The organism is Pseudarthrobacter defluvii (assembly GCF_030323865.1).
Lineage (GTDB): Bacteria > Actinomycetota > Actinomycetes > Actinomycetales > Micrococcaceae > Arthrobacter > Arthrobacter sedimenti.
Window position 1 is genome coordinate 3048099 of sequence record NZ_CP066362.1, and the last position, 17986, is coordinate 3066084.

At 66.9% G+C, this 17986-nt stretch carries 14 protein-coding genes; 5 read left to right on the plus strand and 9 right to left on the minus strand.

What is annotated here, in order from left to right:
- Positions 1 to 18: 18 nt before the first annotated feature.
- Positions 19 to 1053, plus strand: a complete 1035-nt coding sequence (gene rarD / locus JCQ34_RS14125) for an EamA family transporter RarD (protein WP_286404526.1) — start codon at positions 19 to 21, stop codon at positions 1051 to 1053.
- Here the strand turns inward: rarD and JCQ34_RS14130 are convergent, their stop codons facing one another.
- The 7 genes from JCQ34_RS14130 to JCQ34_RS14160 form a co-directional block, all read right to left on the minus strand.
- The gene (locus tag JCQ34_RS14130) at positions 1054 to 2736 is read right to left on the minus strand and encodes an endo-1,4-beta-xylanase (protein ID WP_286398391.1); all 1683 of its coding nucleotides are present in this window, start codon (positions 2734 to 2736) and stop codon (positions 1054 to 1056) included.
- Between the two features lie 37 nt (positions 2737 to 2773).
- A complete protein-coding gene (locus JCQ34_RS14135) occupies positions 2774 to 4561 on the minus strand; it encodes a polysaccharide deacetylase family protein (protein WP_286398392.1) in 1788 nt (595 codons plus the stop codon).
- 55 nt (positions 4562 to 4616) lie between these two features.
- Positions 4617 to 6431 carry a polysaccharide deacetylase family protein gene (locus JCQ34_RS14140; protein WP_286398394.1) on the minus strand — a complete coding sequence of 605 codons (1815 nt, stop codon included), beginning with the start codon at positions 6429 to 6431 and terminating at the stop codon, positions 4617 to 4619.
- Positions 6421 to 7761, minus strand: coding sequence for a glycosyltransferase family 2 protein (locus JCQ34_RS14145; RefSeq protein ID WP_286398395.1), 1341 nt, complete (start codon positions 7759 to 7761; stop codon positions 6421 to 6423). The genes JCQ34_RS14140 and JCQ34_RS14145 overlap by 11 nt, the downstream gene beginning before the upstream one ends.
- A gap of 4 nt (positions 7762 to 7765) precedes the next feature.
- The gene (locus JCQ34_RS14150; protein ID WP_286398397.1) at positions 7766 to 8215 is read right to left on the minus strand and encodes a hypothetical protein; all 450 of its coding nucleotides are present in this window, start codon (positions 8213 to 8215) and stop codon (positions 7766 to 7768) included.
- A 491-nt stretch (positions 8216 to 8706) separates the two neighbouring features.
- Positions 8707 to 10077 (minus strand): 4-aminobutyrate--2-oxoglutarate transaminase, encoded by a 1371-nt coding sequence (gabT, locus tag JCQ34_RS14155; RefSeq protein WP_286398399.1) that lies wholly within the window; start codon positions 10075 to 10077, stop codon positions 8707 to 8709.
- 34 nt (positions 10078 to 10111) lie between these two features.
- Positions 10112 to 11542, minus strand: a complete 1431-nt coding sequence (locus JCQ34_RS14160; RefSeq protein WP_286398401.1) for an aminobutyraldehyde dehydrogenase — start codon at positions 11540 to 11542, stop codon at positions 10112 to 10114.
- 168 nt (positions 11543 to 11710) lie between these two features.
- Here JCQ34_RS14160 and JCQ34_RS14165 point away from each other — a divergent pair, with 168 nt between their 5' ends.
- Complete coding sequence (locus JCQ34_RS14165) at positions 11711 to 13147, plus strand: PucR family transcriptional regulator (protein WP_286398403.1); 1437 nt, start codon at positions 11711 to 11713, stop codon at positions 13145 to 13147.
- 14 nt (positions 13148 to 13161) lie between these two features.
- Here the strand turns inward: JCQ34_RS14165 and JCQ34_RS14170 are convergent, their stop codons facing one another.
- Positions 13162 to 14775, minus strand: a complete 1614-nt coding sequence (locus JCQ34_RS14170) for a CYTH and CHAD domain-containing protein (RefSeq protein ID WP_286398405.1) — start codon at positions 14773 to 14775, stop codon at positions 13162 to 13164.
- Positions 14776 to 14912: 137 nt separating this feature from the next.
- Between JCQ34_RS14170 and JCQ34_RS14175 the strand changes: the two genes are divergently transcribed.
- Positions 14913 to 16235: an MFS transporter gene (locus JCQ34_RS14175; RefSeq protein ID WP_286398407.1), complete on the plus strand. Its 1323-nt coding sequence runs from the start codon at positions 14913 to 14915 to the stop codon at positions 16233 to 16235.
- 4 nt (positions 16236 to 16239) lie between these two features.
- Complete coding sequence (locus JCQ34_RS14180; protein WP_286398409.1) at positions 16240 to 16920, plus strand: FadR/GntR family transcriptional regulator; 681 nt, start codon at positions 16240 to 16242, stop codon at positions 16918 to 16920.
- Positions 16921 to 16992: 72 nt separating this feature from the next.
- Here JCQ34_RS14180 and JCQ34_RS14185 read toward each other — a convergent pair whose 3' ends face one another.
- Positions 16993 to 17532 (minus strand): hypothetical protein, encoded by a 540-nt coding sequence (locus JCQ34_RS14185; protein WP_286398411.1) that lies wholly within the window; start codon positions 17530 to 17532, stop codon positions 16993 to 16995.
- A gap of 160 nt (positions 17533 to 17692) precedes the next feature.
- Between JCQ34_RS14185 and JCQ34_RS14190 the strand changes: the two genes are divergently transcribed.
- A complete protein-coding gene (locus JCQ34_RS14190) occupies positions 17693 to 17983 on the plus strand; it encodes a hypothetical protein (RefSeq protein ID WP_236799207.1) in 291 nt (96 codons plus the stop codon).
- Positions 17984 to 17986: the final 3 nt, after the last annotated feature.

Below are 17986 nucleotides of genomic sequence, written 5' to 3' on the forward strand. Positions count from 1 at the left end.
TGCCGTCTGGATGCTGTTATTGAGAGCGTGCCCACGCCAGAAGGAACCTCTCCAGCCACGCCCGTCGCCACCCCAGCCGCCGCTCCCCCGGTGGCGAAATCCACCGCAGGTGCACCGGCAGGCCCCGGGCCTGTTGGCAAGGACACGACGGCGGGAATGCTGTTCGGCATCGGCGCCTACGTTTTGTGGGGGTTGCTCCCCCTGTACTTCTTCATCCTCATGCCGGCGGGCGCCGTCGAAATTGTCGCCAACCGCGTGGTCTGGTCGCTGCTGTTCTGCGCACTCCTGATCACCGTCACCAGGACGTGGCGGGTGCTTGCCGCGGCCTTGAAGGACCGGCGGGTTTTCGGCTCCCTGGCGCTGGCAGCGTTCCTGATCGCCATCAACTGGCTGACCTACACGTACGGCGTAACCACGGGGCAGGCCGTGGAAACGTCCCTGGGCTACTTCATCAACCCGCTGGTCTCGGTCCTGCTGGGCGTGCTGGTCCTGAAGGAAAAGCTGCGGCCGCTGCAGTGGGCGGCGGTGGTTGTCGGCTTCGTGGCGGTGGGTGTCCTCACCTACTCCTACGGGAAGCTGCCCTGGATCGCCCTGACGCTGGCGTTCAGCTTTGGCCTGTACGGCTTCGTGAAGAACCGGGTGGGCTCAAAAGTGGATGCCATCACCAGCCTCAGCGTGGAGACCATGGTGCTCGCCCCGCTGGCCGCGGTGGCCATGGTGGTCCTGGCAGCCGGCGGCGGTTCGACCCTGACATCCCAGGGTGCGGGACACTTCTGGTTGCTGCTGGCCTCCGGCGTGATCACGGCCGTGCCGCTGCTCTTCTTCGGCGCCTCCGCACGCCGGCTGCCCATGACAACCATCGGGCTGCTCCAGTACTTCGCCCCCGTCCTGCAGTTCCTGGTGGCCCTGTTCGTGTTCCGTGAAGCGATGACCATTGAGCGCTGGATCGGGTTCGGGGTGGTGTGGCTTGCCCTGGTGCTGCTGACCCTGGACATGCTTCGGGCGGCACGAAGGAACTCGCTGGCCCGGAGGGCGCTCCGCAAGGCCGCCTGATCAGCCGCCCAAGGCGCGCTTCGCGGCGTCGTACGCGGGCGTAGGCTTCCCGTCGTTGAACAGGTGGTCGTGGCCCTGGCGGAGGCTCCCGTCGTCGTCAATCCACCAGTCGTAACGGTCGTCAACGCCCCAGGTGGTGTAGGAGACGCAGGTGCGCGAGCGCAGGCAGGTGGCCAGGACCGTGGCGTACTGCTTCGCCTGGGCGTCCGTCCCCTGATCGTCCGTGACGTCGTTTTCGGAAATGCGAACGTGCAGCCCGGCGTCCCCAAAGGTTTTGAGCGTTCGGCTGAGGTCATCGGCGGAGATGGCGTCGGTCTTGAGGTCGTAGACGTGCGCCTGCAGGCCTGCACCATAGATGTGGCCGCCCTTCGCATTGGTGTCGAGGATGAGCTTGAGCAGGGCGTCTTGGCGCCGGCCCGGCACGTCGGCGCCGTTCTCGTTGATGTACTGCTTGACCTGCGGGTCGGCGGCGTACACAGCCTTGGAGACCACCGCGGGATACCCGGGCCCGAAGGCGCGGTACCAGATGTTCTGCTGCATGCTGGTCCCCTGACTGACGTCGAACGGCTCGTTCACCACGTCCAGGGAAGCCAGCCTGCCCTTGAAGTGCGCCACCACGGTGCTGGCGTAGTCCAGCAGTGCGGCGCCGGTGGCCTGTCGTTCCGCCTCGGAGCCGGTGGGCAGCTCCTGCATCCAGGGGGGCATGGCCTCCGTGAAGGCGATGGTGTGGCCGTGCACCGCCATGCCCTTGCTTTGGGCAATGGCCAGGATGGCATCGGCCTCTTCGAAGGTGTAGACGCCCTGCTGCGGGGAGAGGAACTGCGGCTTCATGGCGTTTTCCGGGGTGAGCGCCCCGAAGTTTCCCACGAACTCCCGCGCGTAGTCCTCGTCGCCTGTGAGGGGTCCAAGGGCCACGGCTGCGCCGACCAGGAAGTCGGGACGGATCTTGGCGGCCAGGGCCTGGAGCCCGTCGGCCGACCGCTGTGCGTCTGCCGCCGCGGCCCCCGACGTGCGCAGTCCGGTACTTCCCGGGGCCACGGCCTTCAACGAGGTGATGTCAAAGTCCCCGGAGTCGCTGGAGAACCCCAGCCACAGTTGCCCTGATGAGAAGACCTTGCCCAGGGGCAGCGAGGAGAGCGTGTCACTGCCGCTGGCGACGGCCAGTGTGTCGCCGGACCGGCGAACCGTGAGCGGAGCGGCCGCGTCTTTCACCGTTACGTGCTCGTCATGGACGGGCACCGGCTGGGTCACGTCCTTCTTCTGCGCCCCGTCAAAGACTGCGATCCTCAACCCGTTGCCCTGGAGCGTAAGCCGCACGCCGGCCGGCTCCACGCGGAACTCATCCGCAATGACTGGCGGCTGGTTGTATATGGCCCAGGATGCGTCCGCGGTGACATCCGCGAACGTGGCGCTCAGCGAAAAATCCCCGCCCACCACAAGGTGGGTGCCGGCCAGGTTGAGCGGAGGGTTCGGCTGGCCCCCTTGCCCGCTTTGCTCCACGATCCGCCTGGCAGTGGGCGTCACCTGCAGGCCGCTGCTGCCGGCCCGGACGCCCGGAACGTCCTGCCAGTCCACATGCAGCAGGTCCAGCGTCACGTCCGGTTTGGGCGGGGAGCAGGAAGCGAGGATGACGAGGAGGGCGGACGCCAGCACCACCGTCACTGCGTGCAGGCGTCCGGCCATCCTTCGTCTTCTTCCCTGTAACCAGGACTTGGTGCGGCTACGACTTGGTCCAGCGGACGTCGTCGAAATACGCCTGCAGCCCTGAATTGCCCTGGACGATGACCTGCAGACTCGCCTTGGCCACCGCGGTGCTGCTCGGCGAGTACGTCAGGTCCACATTGGTCACGCCGCCGGCCGAGACACCGAGTTTCCACTGCCCGGAGATCCACTGCCCGGCGGAGTTGTATTCGTCAATGTAGAAGCCCATCTCGCCGCTGATCCGCGCCGTGATGTTGAGGTAGCTGGCAATCCTGTAGCTGCCGCCGGCCACCGCCACCTGCGGGGAGAACAGGTGCCTGTTGGCCGTGGTGGCCGCCATCTTGACCGAGTTCACCGGGTTGGCCGGGCTCCCGTGGTTCCCTCCGTCAGCCAGTATGGTGGACGCCGAGTCCGTCCTCCAGCCCGAGCCGATGCCGGCGTCAAACGTGCCGTTGGCCACCAGGTTCGGGGACTGCGTGGGAGGGGCTGCCGCCCCAAGGGCCATCATCTGCATGTTGTCCAGGTAGGCGGTGATGCCTGTGCCGGTCACGTAGACCTGCAGGCTGGCAGACGCCACAGAGGTGGAGCTGGGAGTGTAGGTGAAGTTCATCGACTCCACCCAGCGGCTGTTTTCCCGCTTGCGGAACTGCCCGGAAATCCACTGCCCGGCCGCATTGTATTCGTCCACGTAGAAGCCAACTTCGCCGGAGGAGATTGAGGCGACGTTGAGGTAGGCCTTGTACAGGTAGCTGTTGGCTGCCGAGACCGGAACCTTCGGCGAGAACAGGTGGCCTGCGGCGGAACCGGACACCAGCTTCACGGATTTGGCTGGGTCGGGGTAGCTGCCATGGTTCCCGGAGTCAGCGGTGACCGCTGCCGGGGCGTCGGTCCGCCACCCGTCGGCAATGCCGTTATTGAACGTCGGGTTCGGGAGCAGGTTGGGGCTGCCGTTCACCAGGCCCTTGCTGACATTGACGTTCCTGATCTGGCCGGCCGCCACCTTGGTTTGCACATAAGCAGCCAGCTGGTCCAGCTCCGCCGTCCCGTACTGGTAGTCGTCCGGGGTCTTGCTCGGCGAAGGCCTGATGTCATGGAACGTGAAGATCGCCCAGGTCTTGTTCGCGATCGCCTCGTCCACCTTGGCCTTCAGGGTGGCCACCGGGGTGGTCACCTCCTGCACGGGGGTGTTGTGGAGCAGGAGGTCGCCCAGCGGCCAGATGTTGTTGCCCACGTCGGCGAAGCCACGCATGGAGCTGTAGTACTTGGCGATCTGGGCAAGTGTCGACATGTCGTAGTCGCCGTATGGCGTGGCGAGGGCTGTGGCGGTAAAGCCATGCGCCGCCAGCGCTGCCCGGCTGTTGGCCAGTTCGGCATCCACCTGGGCAGCCGTCAGTTTGGTTGCCTGGCAGTCATTGCCCACGCTCACAAGGCACTGGTGGTCCACGGTGTGCGAGCCGATCTCCCAGCCGTAAGTGTTCTGCAGCTGGGTGATCTGGTCCCACGTCATGTACGGAACGTCCGTGTTGGCGCGGCAGTTGTTCGGCACCGTGGTCATGCCCACGCAGTTGGTAATGATGTAGCTGGTCCCGGTGAGTCCATACTTCTTGAGTGTGGGGGCCGCCTGCGTCAGGGCATTCTGCATGCCGTCGTCGAAGGTGAAGGACACGAGCGGAGTTGGGGCGGGATTGTCCACCGCGGCATTGGCGGCCGCAGGGGACAGGAGTGCGGCCGCTATGGCCCACACCGCCGCCCCAATGGTCAATAGCTTGGCGCGGTGCCGCGCCAGGCTGGATCTTGATCTGATCATGACTTTCTCCTTCTTTCGGATGGCGAAGGCGCCGCGTTTCACCGCCTGGTGGTGGTCACGGGCCCTGCAACTGCTCGAACGCCTGGGCGACCGGTTTAACCTGGATGCCGCTTTCGTCGATGAGCTGCAGCTGGGTTGCGAGGACGGTGCTGGTGATGGTGCTCCTGTCCGCCGCAATAGTGTTTTTCTGGGTACCCGACGAGTCGGGGGCCGCGATCTGGTGGTACACGAGGATGAGCCAGCCGTTGGACCGGGAGGTTTCGGCGAGCGCTTCCTTGAGGATCTCCGGCGTGGTTGTGTCCGTCACGTAGAGGACCTTCAGATCGCGCGGGTTGATGTTCTGCCTGGTGTTGATGCCGTCGCCCGTGCCGCGGACCATCTTGAAGTACTTGGCGGCGTACCAGTCCACCTGCGCGTCGGAACGTCCGTACGGGGGTGCCAGGTCATCGGTGGGCAGCCCCGCTGCTGCCAGGGCGTCCTCGCTCTTGCGCAGCTCGTCGTCCAGCCTCCCGGTGCCCACGGAGGTGAGGTCCACGTGCTGGAAGCTGTGGGCGGCAATCTCGTGTCCTGCCTGGTTCATCTGCTGGACCTCAGCCGCGGTGATGAAGTTCGGCGTCTCGATGGAACTGGGATTGACGTACTGGGTGGACTTGAAGCCGTGCTTGTCCAGCAGCGGCAGGGCGCGATCGTACACCGACTGCCAGCCGTCGTCGAACGTGATCGAGACCATAGGCTGCTGCCAGCGCAGCGCTCCCGGCCTGGTGACATCCATCAGCGAGAAGTCGCGGACGGCGGTGGTGCCGTTCCCGTGGGAAATGACGGTGACCATCGCGGTCTCCGCCCCGTCCGGGACCTGGAACGATTCCCTGATGGTGGTCCACTCCCCCGCCGGGGGCACCGTCTCCAGGTTCCGGAATTTCCGCCCGCCGCCGGCAAGCTCAAACTCGGCCACCACATCCGCCTTGGAATCCGACTTGTAGGCCGCGCTGAAGGTGAAATAGCGGTCGGCGGCCACCGGGATGGGCTCGTACTGCCACTTCGCTTCCCCGTTCTGGTAATTGCCCACGCGGGTCCACAGGAAGCTGCCGCGCCCGTCCTCGCCGCGCCCGGACTCAACCGTCGATGTCCCGGACGAGTACGGGGACCAGAAGGCGGGCCGGGCCGGATCGGTACCGGCAAACCCCGGGTTGGGGATCACGTTGGGGCCACCTGCTCCGGATGCGGGAAGCTGGACGTCCTCGGCTGCTTCCAGGTACACGCCCTCCACCTGGAATGTGCCCGCTGAGGCGAAGCGGAAGACGTACTGCACCGCCGTCGTCGTGTCCCCGCTGTTGAACGCGTCGCTGACCGTAAACGCCGAGGTGCCCGGGCGTTCCAGCGGATTCCGCAGCTGCTCCAGGGTGGTGCTGCCGTCCTTGTGGTACTTCCGGGCCAGCAACCGGAAATCGGGGTCGGTGGTGGTGAACGCCTTGAAGAAGTAATTCTTGCCGGGGGCGAGGTCCACCCGCGGGCTGCTGAGGGTGACGTCGCCTGAGGCGTACTGGCTGATCGTGAGCTTAAGCGCCTGCCCGCCCATCTGCCCGGCCGCCAACTCAAGAGAAGTCTTGGCGTCACCGCTATGCCCGGCGGTCCAGCCGCCGGCAGGATCCAGGGAGGAACTGGCCGACGGCGACGGGCCGGGTGTGGCGGACGGTCCGGCCAGGGCGGGGAAGAGTGCCGGCAGCAGGTTGGCTCCCGGCCGGGGCTGGGCGAAGCTGCCCGTCTTACCCGTGTACGCCAGCCAGCCGGCGCTGATCAGGAGGACCAGGACGGTGATGACGACGAGGGGATTCAGAAGTACCCGGCGAACCCTATGGCGCTTAGGCGGCACTGGTCACCACCCCCACGCTGCCGGCCCGCTGCGGGGACTTCCAGGTGTTGGTCTCGGGACGCCGGACCAGGCCCCTCGATCGGGTGATGCAGCGGACGGCCGCCACGAGCTGCACCAAGTCCATGATGTAGAAGAGGAAGTAGGCAGTGGGTGCGTACATGCAGAGCCTGGTGCGTTCCCCCGCCGTGAGGTTCTCATCCATCAGGACCGTCAGCAGCGTGTACGCGGTGATGGTGGCATACGAACCGATGATCAGGGCCGGCGTGTACGTGGCCAGCGACCAATAGACGGCGTACGTCCAGGCCAGGGGCGAGACCAGCAGCGTGAACTCACTCAGCAGGGCCATCGGCATCCGGTAGTACGCCAGGGTGCGGCTGTACCGGCGGCTGGGGTTAAGCACCATGCCGCGGTACTTGATGAGGTTCTGGATGCTTCCGTACTTCCAGCGGTAGCGCTGCTTGGCCAGGGCCCGGAACGTGAGCACACCTTCGGTCCTGGCCACCACGTCCGCACCGTAGACCATCCGGAACCGGCGGTTGCCCAGGTGGGTGATTTTCGTACTGAGCCCGATGTCCTCAGTCACTGTGTCTGTATCGTAGAAGTCCACCTTGCGCAGCACGCGCATCCGGTAGGTGGAGGCCACACCGCCCACCACGAACTCGCAGTTCAGTAGCGAGTAGAGCTTCTTGGAGCGGTAACCGATCATGTGCTCGAAGCGCTGCAGGATGCCCAGGGCTGTGGTCTCCTCGATGATCTGGACGTTCGCCGCAACACCGGCCACGTACGGGTCGTCGAAGTAGGACAGCGCATTGGTGATGGCGTCCGGCTGGATGACCGAGTCGGCGTCGAGCGTCATCACGTACTGGCCGCGGGCAAACCGCCGGAGCACGGCGTTGAGTGCGGCGCCCTTCCCCACGTTCCTGTGCATCCGCACCAGGCGCAGGTTCATTTCCGGATGGCGCAGTTGGAAGTCGCGGACCAGGCGGCCGGTAAGGTCGCTGGATGCGTCGTCCGCCACAAGGACCTCGAAGGAGCGGTAGTTGTTGCGCCGGATGGAGTCGAGCGTCCGGACGATCACTGCTTCCTCGTTGTGCGCGGCAATGACGATGGACACCAGGCCGGGTACCTCGGGGAGCGCCCTGAGGGTCCAGGTGGCCGTGGCCGCGCACTCGGGCTGGAAAGCGGTGGGGAGCCGGACGCCCCTAATCCCTTTCCGCCGCTGCTGCCAGATGTCATAGAAATTGGCACCGGCCAGGTAGAGGCCAAAGTGCACCACGTAGAGGATGCTGACGCCCGCGAACAGCCAGAAGACCAGGAGCGCGATGTCCATTAGTTCACCCGTCCACTGATTGGCTGGCCAGCACGTTCGTCACGGCCTCGGGCAGCGGAACGTTGGCCGGCTGGAGCAGGTCCAGCCCGGCCCTGATCACCGGAACCACGGCGATGGCAGGCAGGACAACCGGTGGGACTGCAGGTTTCGCGGAAGGTTTGGCGGCAGCCTCCTTCGGTCCGAAAACGTCGGTGCCGGAACCCGTTGCGGCGCCGGCAGGGCCGGGGGCCGAAGCATTGGCGGCCGCGATCCGGGCCAGGGCCCTGCGGGCGGCGCGCCGGTAGAAGCGGATGCCGATGAAGCGGATGACCACGGTGAGGGTGACCACGCTCCACAGCACCAGGCTCAGCTGGGCCACGAAACCCAGCAGGCTTTCAAACATCGCTCCGTCCCGGCCGAAGGTGGCCTGTGCCGGCACTGCTGCAGGTATTGCGAAACTTCCCGGATGCGTCACTGCCATTCCCCTTGTCTCAAGCAAGAAGTCCGTCATTGGGCTTTGGGGTATCACCACCTGGGGTGCCCAAACACCAGGCGTTGGTTGAAGTACCTGTCATTAGCGCCAAGGGAGGGCAGCGTCATTACCCTGCGGCTGACACGATTGGAGCGTGAGTGGCTCCGCTTTTTGGGGTGTGGGGGCGGCGCCTTAGGCAACCGGCGTCGCGCGCAGCCCAACCCGTTTATAGGTTCAAAATTACGTATCCCTGCGGAGGACGGACACGAGTAACGGGTACTCAATAAACAATTTGAGGGTTACCTACCGACACCGCCGTTGGGGGCACCGCTGCTTTGCCGCTGGCGCTGGCCTGTTGTTAGGTAGTTGACGCCGTGCGGCGAGGGGGCGTAGGTACCCCCGGTACCCCCCAAGCAAGGCTTTCCCGGCAGCACAAAAGGGCAGCACCCCCCCCGGGGGGGTGCTGCCCTTTTATTGGTGCGGGTTTTGGTCCTCTACGCGTTGGCCTTGATGGCGCCGGCGAGGACTTCCAGGCCGTCTGCGAGCAGTTCATCGGTAATGACCAGCGGGGGAAGCAGGCGGATGACGTTGCCGTAGGTGCCGCAGGTGAGGATGATGACGCCCTCATTCAGGCAGGCGGCGGCAACAGCCTTGGTCAGCTCCGGGTTCGGTTCCTTGGAGCCTGCCTGGACAAGTTCGACGGCGAGCATGGCACCGCGGCCACGGACGTCACCGATAACGTCGGTTCCGGCGCCGGCCAGTTCAGCCTGGAGCTCGCTCAGGCGCGCCGTGGCGATGGATTCGATGTGGCGGGCACGGCCGTTGAGGTCGTATTCCTCCATGGACCCGATGGCGGCCAGCGCAGCGGCGCACGCCACCGGGTTGCCGCCGTAGGTGCCGCCCAGGCCACCCGGGTGCACGGCGTCCAGGAGGTCGGCTCGGCCGGTGATGGCGGACAGCGGCATGCCGCCGGCAATGCCCTTGGCCATGGTGATGATGTCCGGGACGACGCCCTCGTGGTTGACGGCGAACCATTCACCGGTGCGGCAGAAGCCGGACTGGACTTCGTCGGCGATGAAGACGATGCCCTTCTCCTTGGCCCAGGCGGCCAGCGCGGGCAGGAAGCCCTCGGCCGGGACGATGAAGCCGCCCTCACCCTGGATGGGTTCGATGATGATCGCGGCAACCTGGTCGCCGCCGATCTGCTTCTCGATCATGGTGATGGCGCGCTTGGCGGCCTCGGCACCCGTGATGGCGGGGTTTTCCTCGCGGAACGGGTAGCTCATGGGCATCCGGTAGACCTCGGGCGCGAACGGGCCGAAGTTGGTCTTGTACGGCATGGCCTTGGCAGTGAGCGCCATGGTCAGGTTGGTGCGGCCGTGGTAGGCGTGGTCAAAGGCGACGACGGCGTCGCGTCCGGTTGCCAGGCGGGCCACCTTGACGGCGTTTTCCACTGCCTCAGCGCCGGAGTTGAAGAGGACGGTGCGCTTTTCGTGGTCGCCCGGGGTGAGGCGGTTCAGCTGCTCGGCGACGGCCACGTAGCCTTCGTACGGGGTGACCATGAAGCAGGTGTGGGTGAAGTGCTCCACGGCTTCCTTGACGGCCCCGACCACGGCGGGGTCGGAGGCGCCCACGCTGGTCACGGCGATGCCTGAGCCGAGGTCGATGAAGGAGTTGCCGTCGACGTCCTGGATGATGCCGCCGTCGGCGTCGGCCACGTAGACCGGAACGCTGGAGGCGACGCCGGCAGCCACCACGGACTTGCGGCGTTCGGTCAGTGCCACGGACTTGGGGCCGGGGAAGTCGGCCTGGACGCGGCGCTTCTGCTCCAGGCGGTAGGTGGGGTCTGCTGCGGTGGTGGTCATGGGTTTTCTTTCTTGCTAAGGGAAGCGGTTGGCGTCAGGAATCGAGCGCGGACATGACGTGCTTGATGCGCGTGTAGTCCTCCACGCCGTACATGGAGAGGTCCTTGCCGTAGCCGGACTGCTTGAAGCCGCCGTGCGGCATTTCGGCGGTGAGGAGGATGTGGGTGTTGATCCAGACGGCACCGAAGTCCAGGTCGCGGCTGAGGCGCATGGCGGTGCCGTGGTTGGTGGTCCAGACGCTCGAGGCCAGCGCGTAGTCGACGTCGTTGGCCATGGCCACGGCTTCTTCCTCGGTGCTGAACTTCTGGACGGTGATGACGGGGCCGAATGTTTCCTTCTGCACCACGTCGTCGGTCTGGTTGGCGCCGGTGATGATGGTGGGCTCGAAGAAGAAGCCCTTCTCCCCCGCGCGGTGCCCGCCGGTCTCGATCCGGCAGTTGGCGGGCAGGTTCTCCACCACGGAGGTGACGGCGTTGAAGTGGTTGATGTTGTTCAGCGGCCCGAAGTAGTTGTCTTCGTCGTTCTGCGAGCCGGTGTGCAGGGTCCTGGTGTGCTCCACCATGGCTGCCACGACGTCGTCGTGGACGGACTCCTCCACCAGCACGCGGGTGATGGCGGTGCAGTCCTGGCCGGCGTTGAAGAAGGCGAACTCGGCGATGGCCGCGGCGCTCTTCTTAATGTCGGCGTCCTTGAAGACGATGGCCGGTGCCTTGCCGCCCAGTTCCAGGTGGGCGCGCTTGAGGCCCTTCGCGGCGCCGGAGGCGACGGCGATGCCGGCCCGGACCGAACCGGTGATGGACACCAGGCCGGGGACCTTGTGCTCCACCATCATGGCGCCGGTTTCGCCGGTGCCGAGTACCACGTTCAGCACGCCGGTGGGCAGGATCTCCCCGGCGAGGCGGGCCAGCACCAGGGTGGATTCGGGGGTGGTGTCGGAAGGCTTGAGCACCACGGTGTTGCCGGCGGCGAGCGCGGGACCGATCTTCCAGATGGCCATCAGGAAGGGGTAGTTCCACGGGGCCACCTGGGCCACCACGCCGATGGGCTCGCGGCGGACGTAGGAGGTATGGCCCTCGAAGTACTCGCCGGCGGACTTGCCCTCCAGGATGCGGGCAGCACCGGCGAAGAAGCGCAGCTGGTCGGCGCCGGCGGCCACTTCCTCGGAGGCAATGAGCGACCGGACCTGGCCGGTGTTGCGGTGCTGGGCTTCGACCAGTTCGTCGCTGTTGGCCTCGATGGCGTCCGCGAGCTTGAGCAACATCAGCTGGCGCTGGCCCGGGGTGACGTGCTTCCAGGTCCGAAAGGCGTCCTTGGCGGCCGCCATGGCGGCGTCCACATCCGCCTGCACCGACACGGGAGCCTGTGCCACCACTTCGCCGTTGGCGGGGTTGACCACGTCCAGCAGGGTGGTGCCGGCGGGTGTAACGAACTTCCCGTTGATGAAGTTCTGCAAGGTTTGGACCACGGTGTGCAACCTCTTTCGTATGGGCCATCTGCTGCCGGGCGGAGACCAGGACGGATGGATGGAACTGCATTGAGCCTATGCCAGCGCCCAAGCCGGGTGAATAGCCACCTGCACACCCTTGCCAAAGGGGTTTAGTGCGGTTGCCCAGCTCACGTTTATCCTTGCTTCATGGCCATTTCCCTTGCTGCCCTGGTGGGCGTGACGTCCTTGAAGCTGTCCAAGGCGGGCGTGGCGGAGACTACCTGGAACCAGGACATCAACTGGGTTGCGGTGACCGAACTGGAGGATCCCCAGCGGTTCCTCAACGGCGGCGAACTGGTCCTCACCACGGGCCTGCGGCTGCGCTCGGCACCCGAGCAGCGCCGCTTTGTCCGCCAGGTGCAGCGCGCCGGAGCGGTGGGCATTGGCTTCGGTGTTGGACTGTCGCACGAAGCGGTGCCGCCGGCCCTGCTGGCGGAGGCCAACCGGTGGGGGCTCCCGGTGGTGGAGGTCCCGTACGAGACCCCGTTCATCGCCATCACCAAGCTGGTGGCGGACGCCCAGTCCGCCGACCACTACGCCAAGCTGGAGAGGCTGATCGCCGGGCACCAGGTGCTGGCCCGGGCGCTGCTGACCGGCGGCGGGCTCGCGGAGCTGCTGAAGAACCTTGGTGGCATGCTGCGCACGGACATTGCGCTCACCCAGTTCACGGCCCAGCTCTACAACAGCAGCAGCACCCACCCCTCGGCGGACAGCTGGTCCAGCTATCCCGTGCCCACCGGCCGGCGTGACGCCTGCACCCTGTGGGTGCGCCAGCCCTTCGAGGACACCGGCATCATCGGCTACGCGCAGAACCTCATCAGCGTGGAGCTGAACAACATGGTCAAGCAGCGGCAGGCCCAGCGAGCCCTCTGCGGCCAGGTGCTGGAGGACGTCATCCACGGGGCGCTGGAGACCAGCGAGGCTCAGCGCAGGCTGGCCGGCGTTGGCGTGAACAGCACCCGCAAGAACGTGGTGCTGCTGGCTGTATCCGCCGCCCACGGCAAGGCCCTGGGGAGCACCTCGGTGCCGCAGGAACTGGAGAAGGCAGTCGCCGCCGTCGTGGGCAAGGACCTGGTGCTGGTGGTCAATGACGACGGCGGGACGGCGCCGTCGCTGGCCCGGAGGCTCAGCGACCACCTCGCCGAGGCCGGGATCCATGCCACGATCGGCATCGGCGGGGCATACACCAAGCCCAACGGGCTCCGCTGGAGCTATTTCGAGGCCCGCGACGCCGCCAGCCATGGCCTGCCCGTCAACGAGCCGGAGCGGCTGAGCCTGACGTCCCTGCTGCTGGCCAGCGAGGACGTGCCGCTGGCGGACATGGCGCACGAGTCGCTGAACCCACTGCGGTCCTTCGACGCCGCGCACGGCTCCGAACTCATGGCCACGCTGGAAAGCTACCTGAACAACAACGGCTCCGTGGCGGCGGTGGCGGAGGAACTCACGCTGCACCGCAACACGGTCCGCTACCGGCTGGCCCAGATCACCGAGCTCACCGGCTACGATCCCGCGGTCACCGCGGACCGGGTGCAGCTGTGGCTTGCGCTGGCGGTGGCGCGGTTGTCGGCGCGGCAGGGCAAGTAGCCCCGTACACAACCTCAGATCACGCCGTGACCCAATAGGTCGCGCGACTTCTTCCACGCCTTCCGGGACCCGGCCTTTGCCGCCAGCATCCGTTCTTCCTGCTGGTTGAGCAGGTCCGCGTAGATGGCTGCCGTGGCCGGATCGCTGTAGTCCGCGGCGATGGCGGCGAGCAGGTCGCGGGCCACGACGGCGTCCTGGAAGCGGCCCAGGATTTTTTGCTGCCGGTGCGCGGCCTTGACCACCTTGCCGGCGCGCTTGCCGTGCACCAGGGCCGCCGATTCGGCCACGTGGCGCAGCCGCTTTGCGTCTTTGCGGACGCGGTGGAGGGCAAGCTCCTCCTCCCTGCCGCGCCGGGCCCGCTTCACGGCTTTATGCGAACGGCGCAGGCGTTTGGCGGCTTTGTCCACCGCCTTCGCGGCAGCCCGGCGTCCGGGAGTCACTGCTTCGGCGCGCACGGGCGGGTTGTCCCGGAAATCCTCGAGCTTGTCCAGCAGCCGGAAGTAGCGGGCCGATCCCAGGGCTTCCCGCAGGAGCCGGTAGGCTGCGTCATAATCGCTGCCGGTACGCTGTTCCACGCTGGAGGTGGCGCCGGCGATGCCCTCCCCCGGCGGCAGTGCGCCCAGTTGTTCGCGGAGCTGTTTCCCCAGGACCTCGGCGTCGCGCGGCTGGCCCAGCAACTGGCCCAGCCATTTCAGCTCGCTCCGCAGCTTGCGCACCGGCGACGCCCGGTAGAGCCGGCCGTAGGCGGCCAGAACGGAGCGGATGCGGCGCGTCGCCGAACGCATGGCGTGCACGGCGTCCGGTTCCTCGTTCCGGACGTCCGCGTCCCTTGCGAGGATCTGGTCGATCTGCGCGGCCACATAGACGGTGACGACGGCGGCAGCCGGGGCACGCTTTCCGGCCAGAAGGGCGGAGCTGCTTTCGGCCCCGCCGGCATCGCCGGGAGCCTCTTCGCCGGCGGCGGTCCCAGCCCTGGCAGCAACCCGCTTCCCCGCCTTGGTGCCACTGCCCAAGGCGCGCGCCAGTTTGGAGGCGTGGCCGGCGGGCCGGGCACCGGCGGCGGTGAGCAGTTCCTCCACGGGGACGAAGAGGCCAGGGTCACCGTGGACCAGTTCCAGCTCCCATTCACGCCATTCCTGCCGGGGCGCGTCCGGCCCGTCCTCCAGCCGGGCGGCGGTGACGTGGTCGTCGGCGAGGTCGGCCAGGTGCACGCCGTCTTCCCCATAGAGGGGGTAGGTAGTGCGCCGGGTTTCCAGCCGGACCACCGGAGCCGGGACAGTCCCCCGCAGGTAGGCGTGGAGGTGGGTGAGCAGGCTGTCCGGGACGACGTCGGGCCGGCCGAGCGGTGCGTGCAACTCCGTCCGGTGCTGCGGGCTTTCCCCGGCTGCGGCGCCCTGCGGCGGCAGCTTCAGGTGCCACCCGGCGTCCTTGCCTCCGGTGCGGCGGCGAAGCGTGATGCGGCGGGCGGCCAAGCCATGTTTGGGAGTGTCGAAGTACACCGCCTCCAGCAGGTCCGTGTGCGGCTTGCCCGTCCGGGCTACCCCGGGAGCCTGCTCCAGTGCCGGCACTTCGGCGGCGGTGTCGACGTCGTACTTCTTCTCGATCTCAAGTCCCCGGGAAGCCTCCACAGCCGTCCTTCCAGCGCCGCCTGGTCAACGCCAGGCCCTCCGACAGTCCGTTGGCAGTCTATTGCAGGCGCCCGCTGGAGGGAGAGGTTGGCCACAAATACGCAAACATCAAACGTCTAACCTTTACGGTGGAGGGTATGCCCGCCACTCCCCCTTCCCCCGCCCCCGTCACCGCCGACGCCCCCACGGCCGCTCAGGCCGCTCCCGCCGCACCGGATCCCGGGACTGTTCCTGCGAAGCCGCGCTCCGCCGTCGTGTTTGGTGTCATTGCGCTGGTGCTGATCGGGCTGAACCTGCGCGCAGGCATCACCGGGGCCTCCGCGCTGCTGCACGACCTCCAGGCCGTGCTGGGTTATGGGGCGCTGGTGGCGGCCAGCATCCCGTCCATCCCCACGCTCTGCTTCGCGGTGGCCGGGGCAGCGACATCATGGCTCAGCGGCAAGGTGGGGGTGGAGAAGGCCATCCTGCTGTCGCTGGCGCTGCTGGCCGGCGGGCTGCTGCTGCGCGGCATCCCCGCCACCGGAATGCTGGTGGCCGGCAGCGTGGTGGGCATGTCCGGGCTGGCCATCTGCAATGTGGCCATGCCCTCCTTCATCCGCGAGCACTTCGCCTCCCGGACCTCCCTCATGACCGCCGTCTACACGGTGACCATGACCACCGGCGGCACCCTGACCTCGGTCCTGGTGGTCCCGCTGGCGCAGGCCCTGGGATCCCCGTCCGCCGCCGTGGGTGCTGTGGGCATCGCCGCCGTCGCAGCCTTCCTGGGATTCCTGCCCGTGGCCCTGCACGCCCACCGCCACACCGTCCGGACCGCGGCCGGGCACGTTTCCCCGTGGCCGTTGCTGCGCACCCGCAAGGGCCAGCTCCTTACCGCCATCTTCACCCTGCAGGCATTGCTGGCGTATGCCCTGCTGAGCTGGTTCCCGTACATGCTGACCACCATGGGACTGGGCGCGTCGGAGAGCGGGCTGATGTTCGGGCTGATGCAGCTTGTTTCCGTCCCGGCAGGCATGGTGCTGATTGCCATCGGAGCCCGGCCGGGCATGCTGCGCCCCGCCTTCTACCTGGTGAGCATCACCATGGTGGTGGGCATCGCGGCACTGCTGGTCCTGCCCGTGGGATTGGCAGCCATCCCCGCTGTCCTGCTCGGTTTTGGCCTGGGCATCTTCCCGCTGGTGATGGTGATGATCAGCCGCAGCGGAACCAGCACCGCCGAAACCACCGCTTTGTCCACCCTGGCCCAGTCCTCGGGATACCTGCTGGCCACCGTGGGCCCGTTCGGCATGGGGCTGCTGCACAGCGCCACCGGTGGCTGGTCACTGCCCCTTGCGCTGCTGCTGGGGCTCGCACTGGTGCAGATCGTGGTGTCCCATCTGCTTACCGGGAAGGCCATGTCGGTTAAACCCGCTGAGGCTGCCGGCACTATTGCCGGGCGACCCAACCGTTCGGAAGGAAAATAGCATCATGTCGCTGAGCCCTTCGGTACGTCCGCCGCTCGCCGCCGAAGTCACGGCCAAGCTGCGGGAAATGGTGCACTCCGGCGAGTGGCCGCTGAACCAGCGCATCCCGCCCGAACCCGAGCTCGTGGCCAGGCTGGGCGTTTCCCGCGGCACCCTCCGCGAAGCGGTCAAGGCCCTGGCCCACGGCGGCATGCTGGAGGTGCGGCGCGGGGATGGCACCTACGTGCGCGCCACCAGCGAGATGTCCGGCGCGGCCCGCCGCATGTACCAGGACCATACCGAACAGCACATCCTGGAGGTCCGGCTGGGCCTGGACACCCAGGCTGCCCGGCTGGCCGCACGCAATGCAACGGACGACGACGTCACGGCCCTGCGCGCGCTCCTCGCCACCCGGGACCAGGCTTGGAAGAACGGCGACTTCGAACCCTGGGCGGACGCCGACTGGCACTTCCACGAAGGCATTGCGCGGGCGTCCGGCAACCCCCTGCTGCACGAGCTCTACGCGAGCTTTGGGACCGTGTTCCACCAGGACCTGCTGACCCAGCAGCGCCGGCCGGGCTTCAACGGGCTGCCCCGGGACGGCCACGAAACCCTGCTCGAGGCCATCGAACGGCGGGATGAGGACGCCGCCGTGGCCACCGTGAGCCGGAACCTGAACTCTTGTGCGGAGTGGCTGGCGGAATAAGCCGGCACACAAACAGCGGCCCGGCACTGTGGTGCCGGACCGCCGTCGTACGCCGTGTGTTTCTTATTCGCCTTAGTCGCCGCGCAGGCCCGCGAAGACGTTCTTGGGCCGCTGCATCTCGCCGTGCTTGGCGCCAAGGATGATCACCAGGGCAGCGAAGCCGGGAATGGCCCACTGCAGGAGCTTGAGCTGCTGCTGGGCGGTCTTCAGTTCGTCCGAGGCAGCGCCGTGCGGCTCGGTTGCGCCCTCTGCACCTTCACCGGCGAGCTTGTCCACCTTCTTGCCCAGGATGCCCGAGTACAGGGTCACCGCGGCGCCCACCACCGTGACGGCGGTCTTGATGACGGTGTCGCGGGCCACGCCCTCCTGCTTGGCGATCCGGCCCTTGTTCTCCCAGGCGATGGCGAGGTCCGCCACCAGGTGGGAGGCGAAGGCAGCGGTCTGGAACGGAGCCCACTTCATCCAGCCGGCGCTGGAAAGCCGGGTGCGCTCGGAGGGGTCCTTGGCCTGGGCCGCAGCCCCGTTGAGCCCGATGGCACCCATCAGGGATCCACCAAACCATGCTGCTGCCGTCAGGTCGTGAACTGAACGGGCAATGAGATTTCCTGCCATGATGTGCATTCCTAACGTTGTGAACTGGTTCCGGGTTGCCGCTGCGCGGCAGACTTCACTTGCCTTGGTTCCATCGAGGTATGGTCGGCCCATGGTAAGCACACTTACTAATATTACGAAAGCCCGTCCCGGACAGGGCGCACCGCGTAATATCGTCGCCATGGGAAACACAGGGACATTGTTCGGCTGGGCCTTCGGGAACCCCGCCCGCGAAAGTGACAGCGGCTACGTGGACGGACTGGAGCGCGAGGCGCTGCGGAATGCCAAACAAACGGCAAAGGCCAAGGGCGTGGACGTTGTGGCGGGTTCTGAAGTGTTCACCGTCCTCAGCGCAGACGAATCCCTGGTGGAGCTGGACAACGCCCCCGGCCAGCTGGTGGTCCGCTGCACCGTGCACGTCGAGGGACCGGGCGCAGAAAAGCTGCGGGCCGAAGGGCCCATGAACGGCTGACGG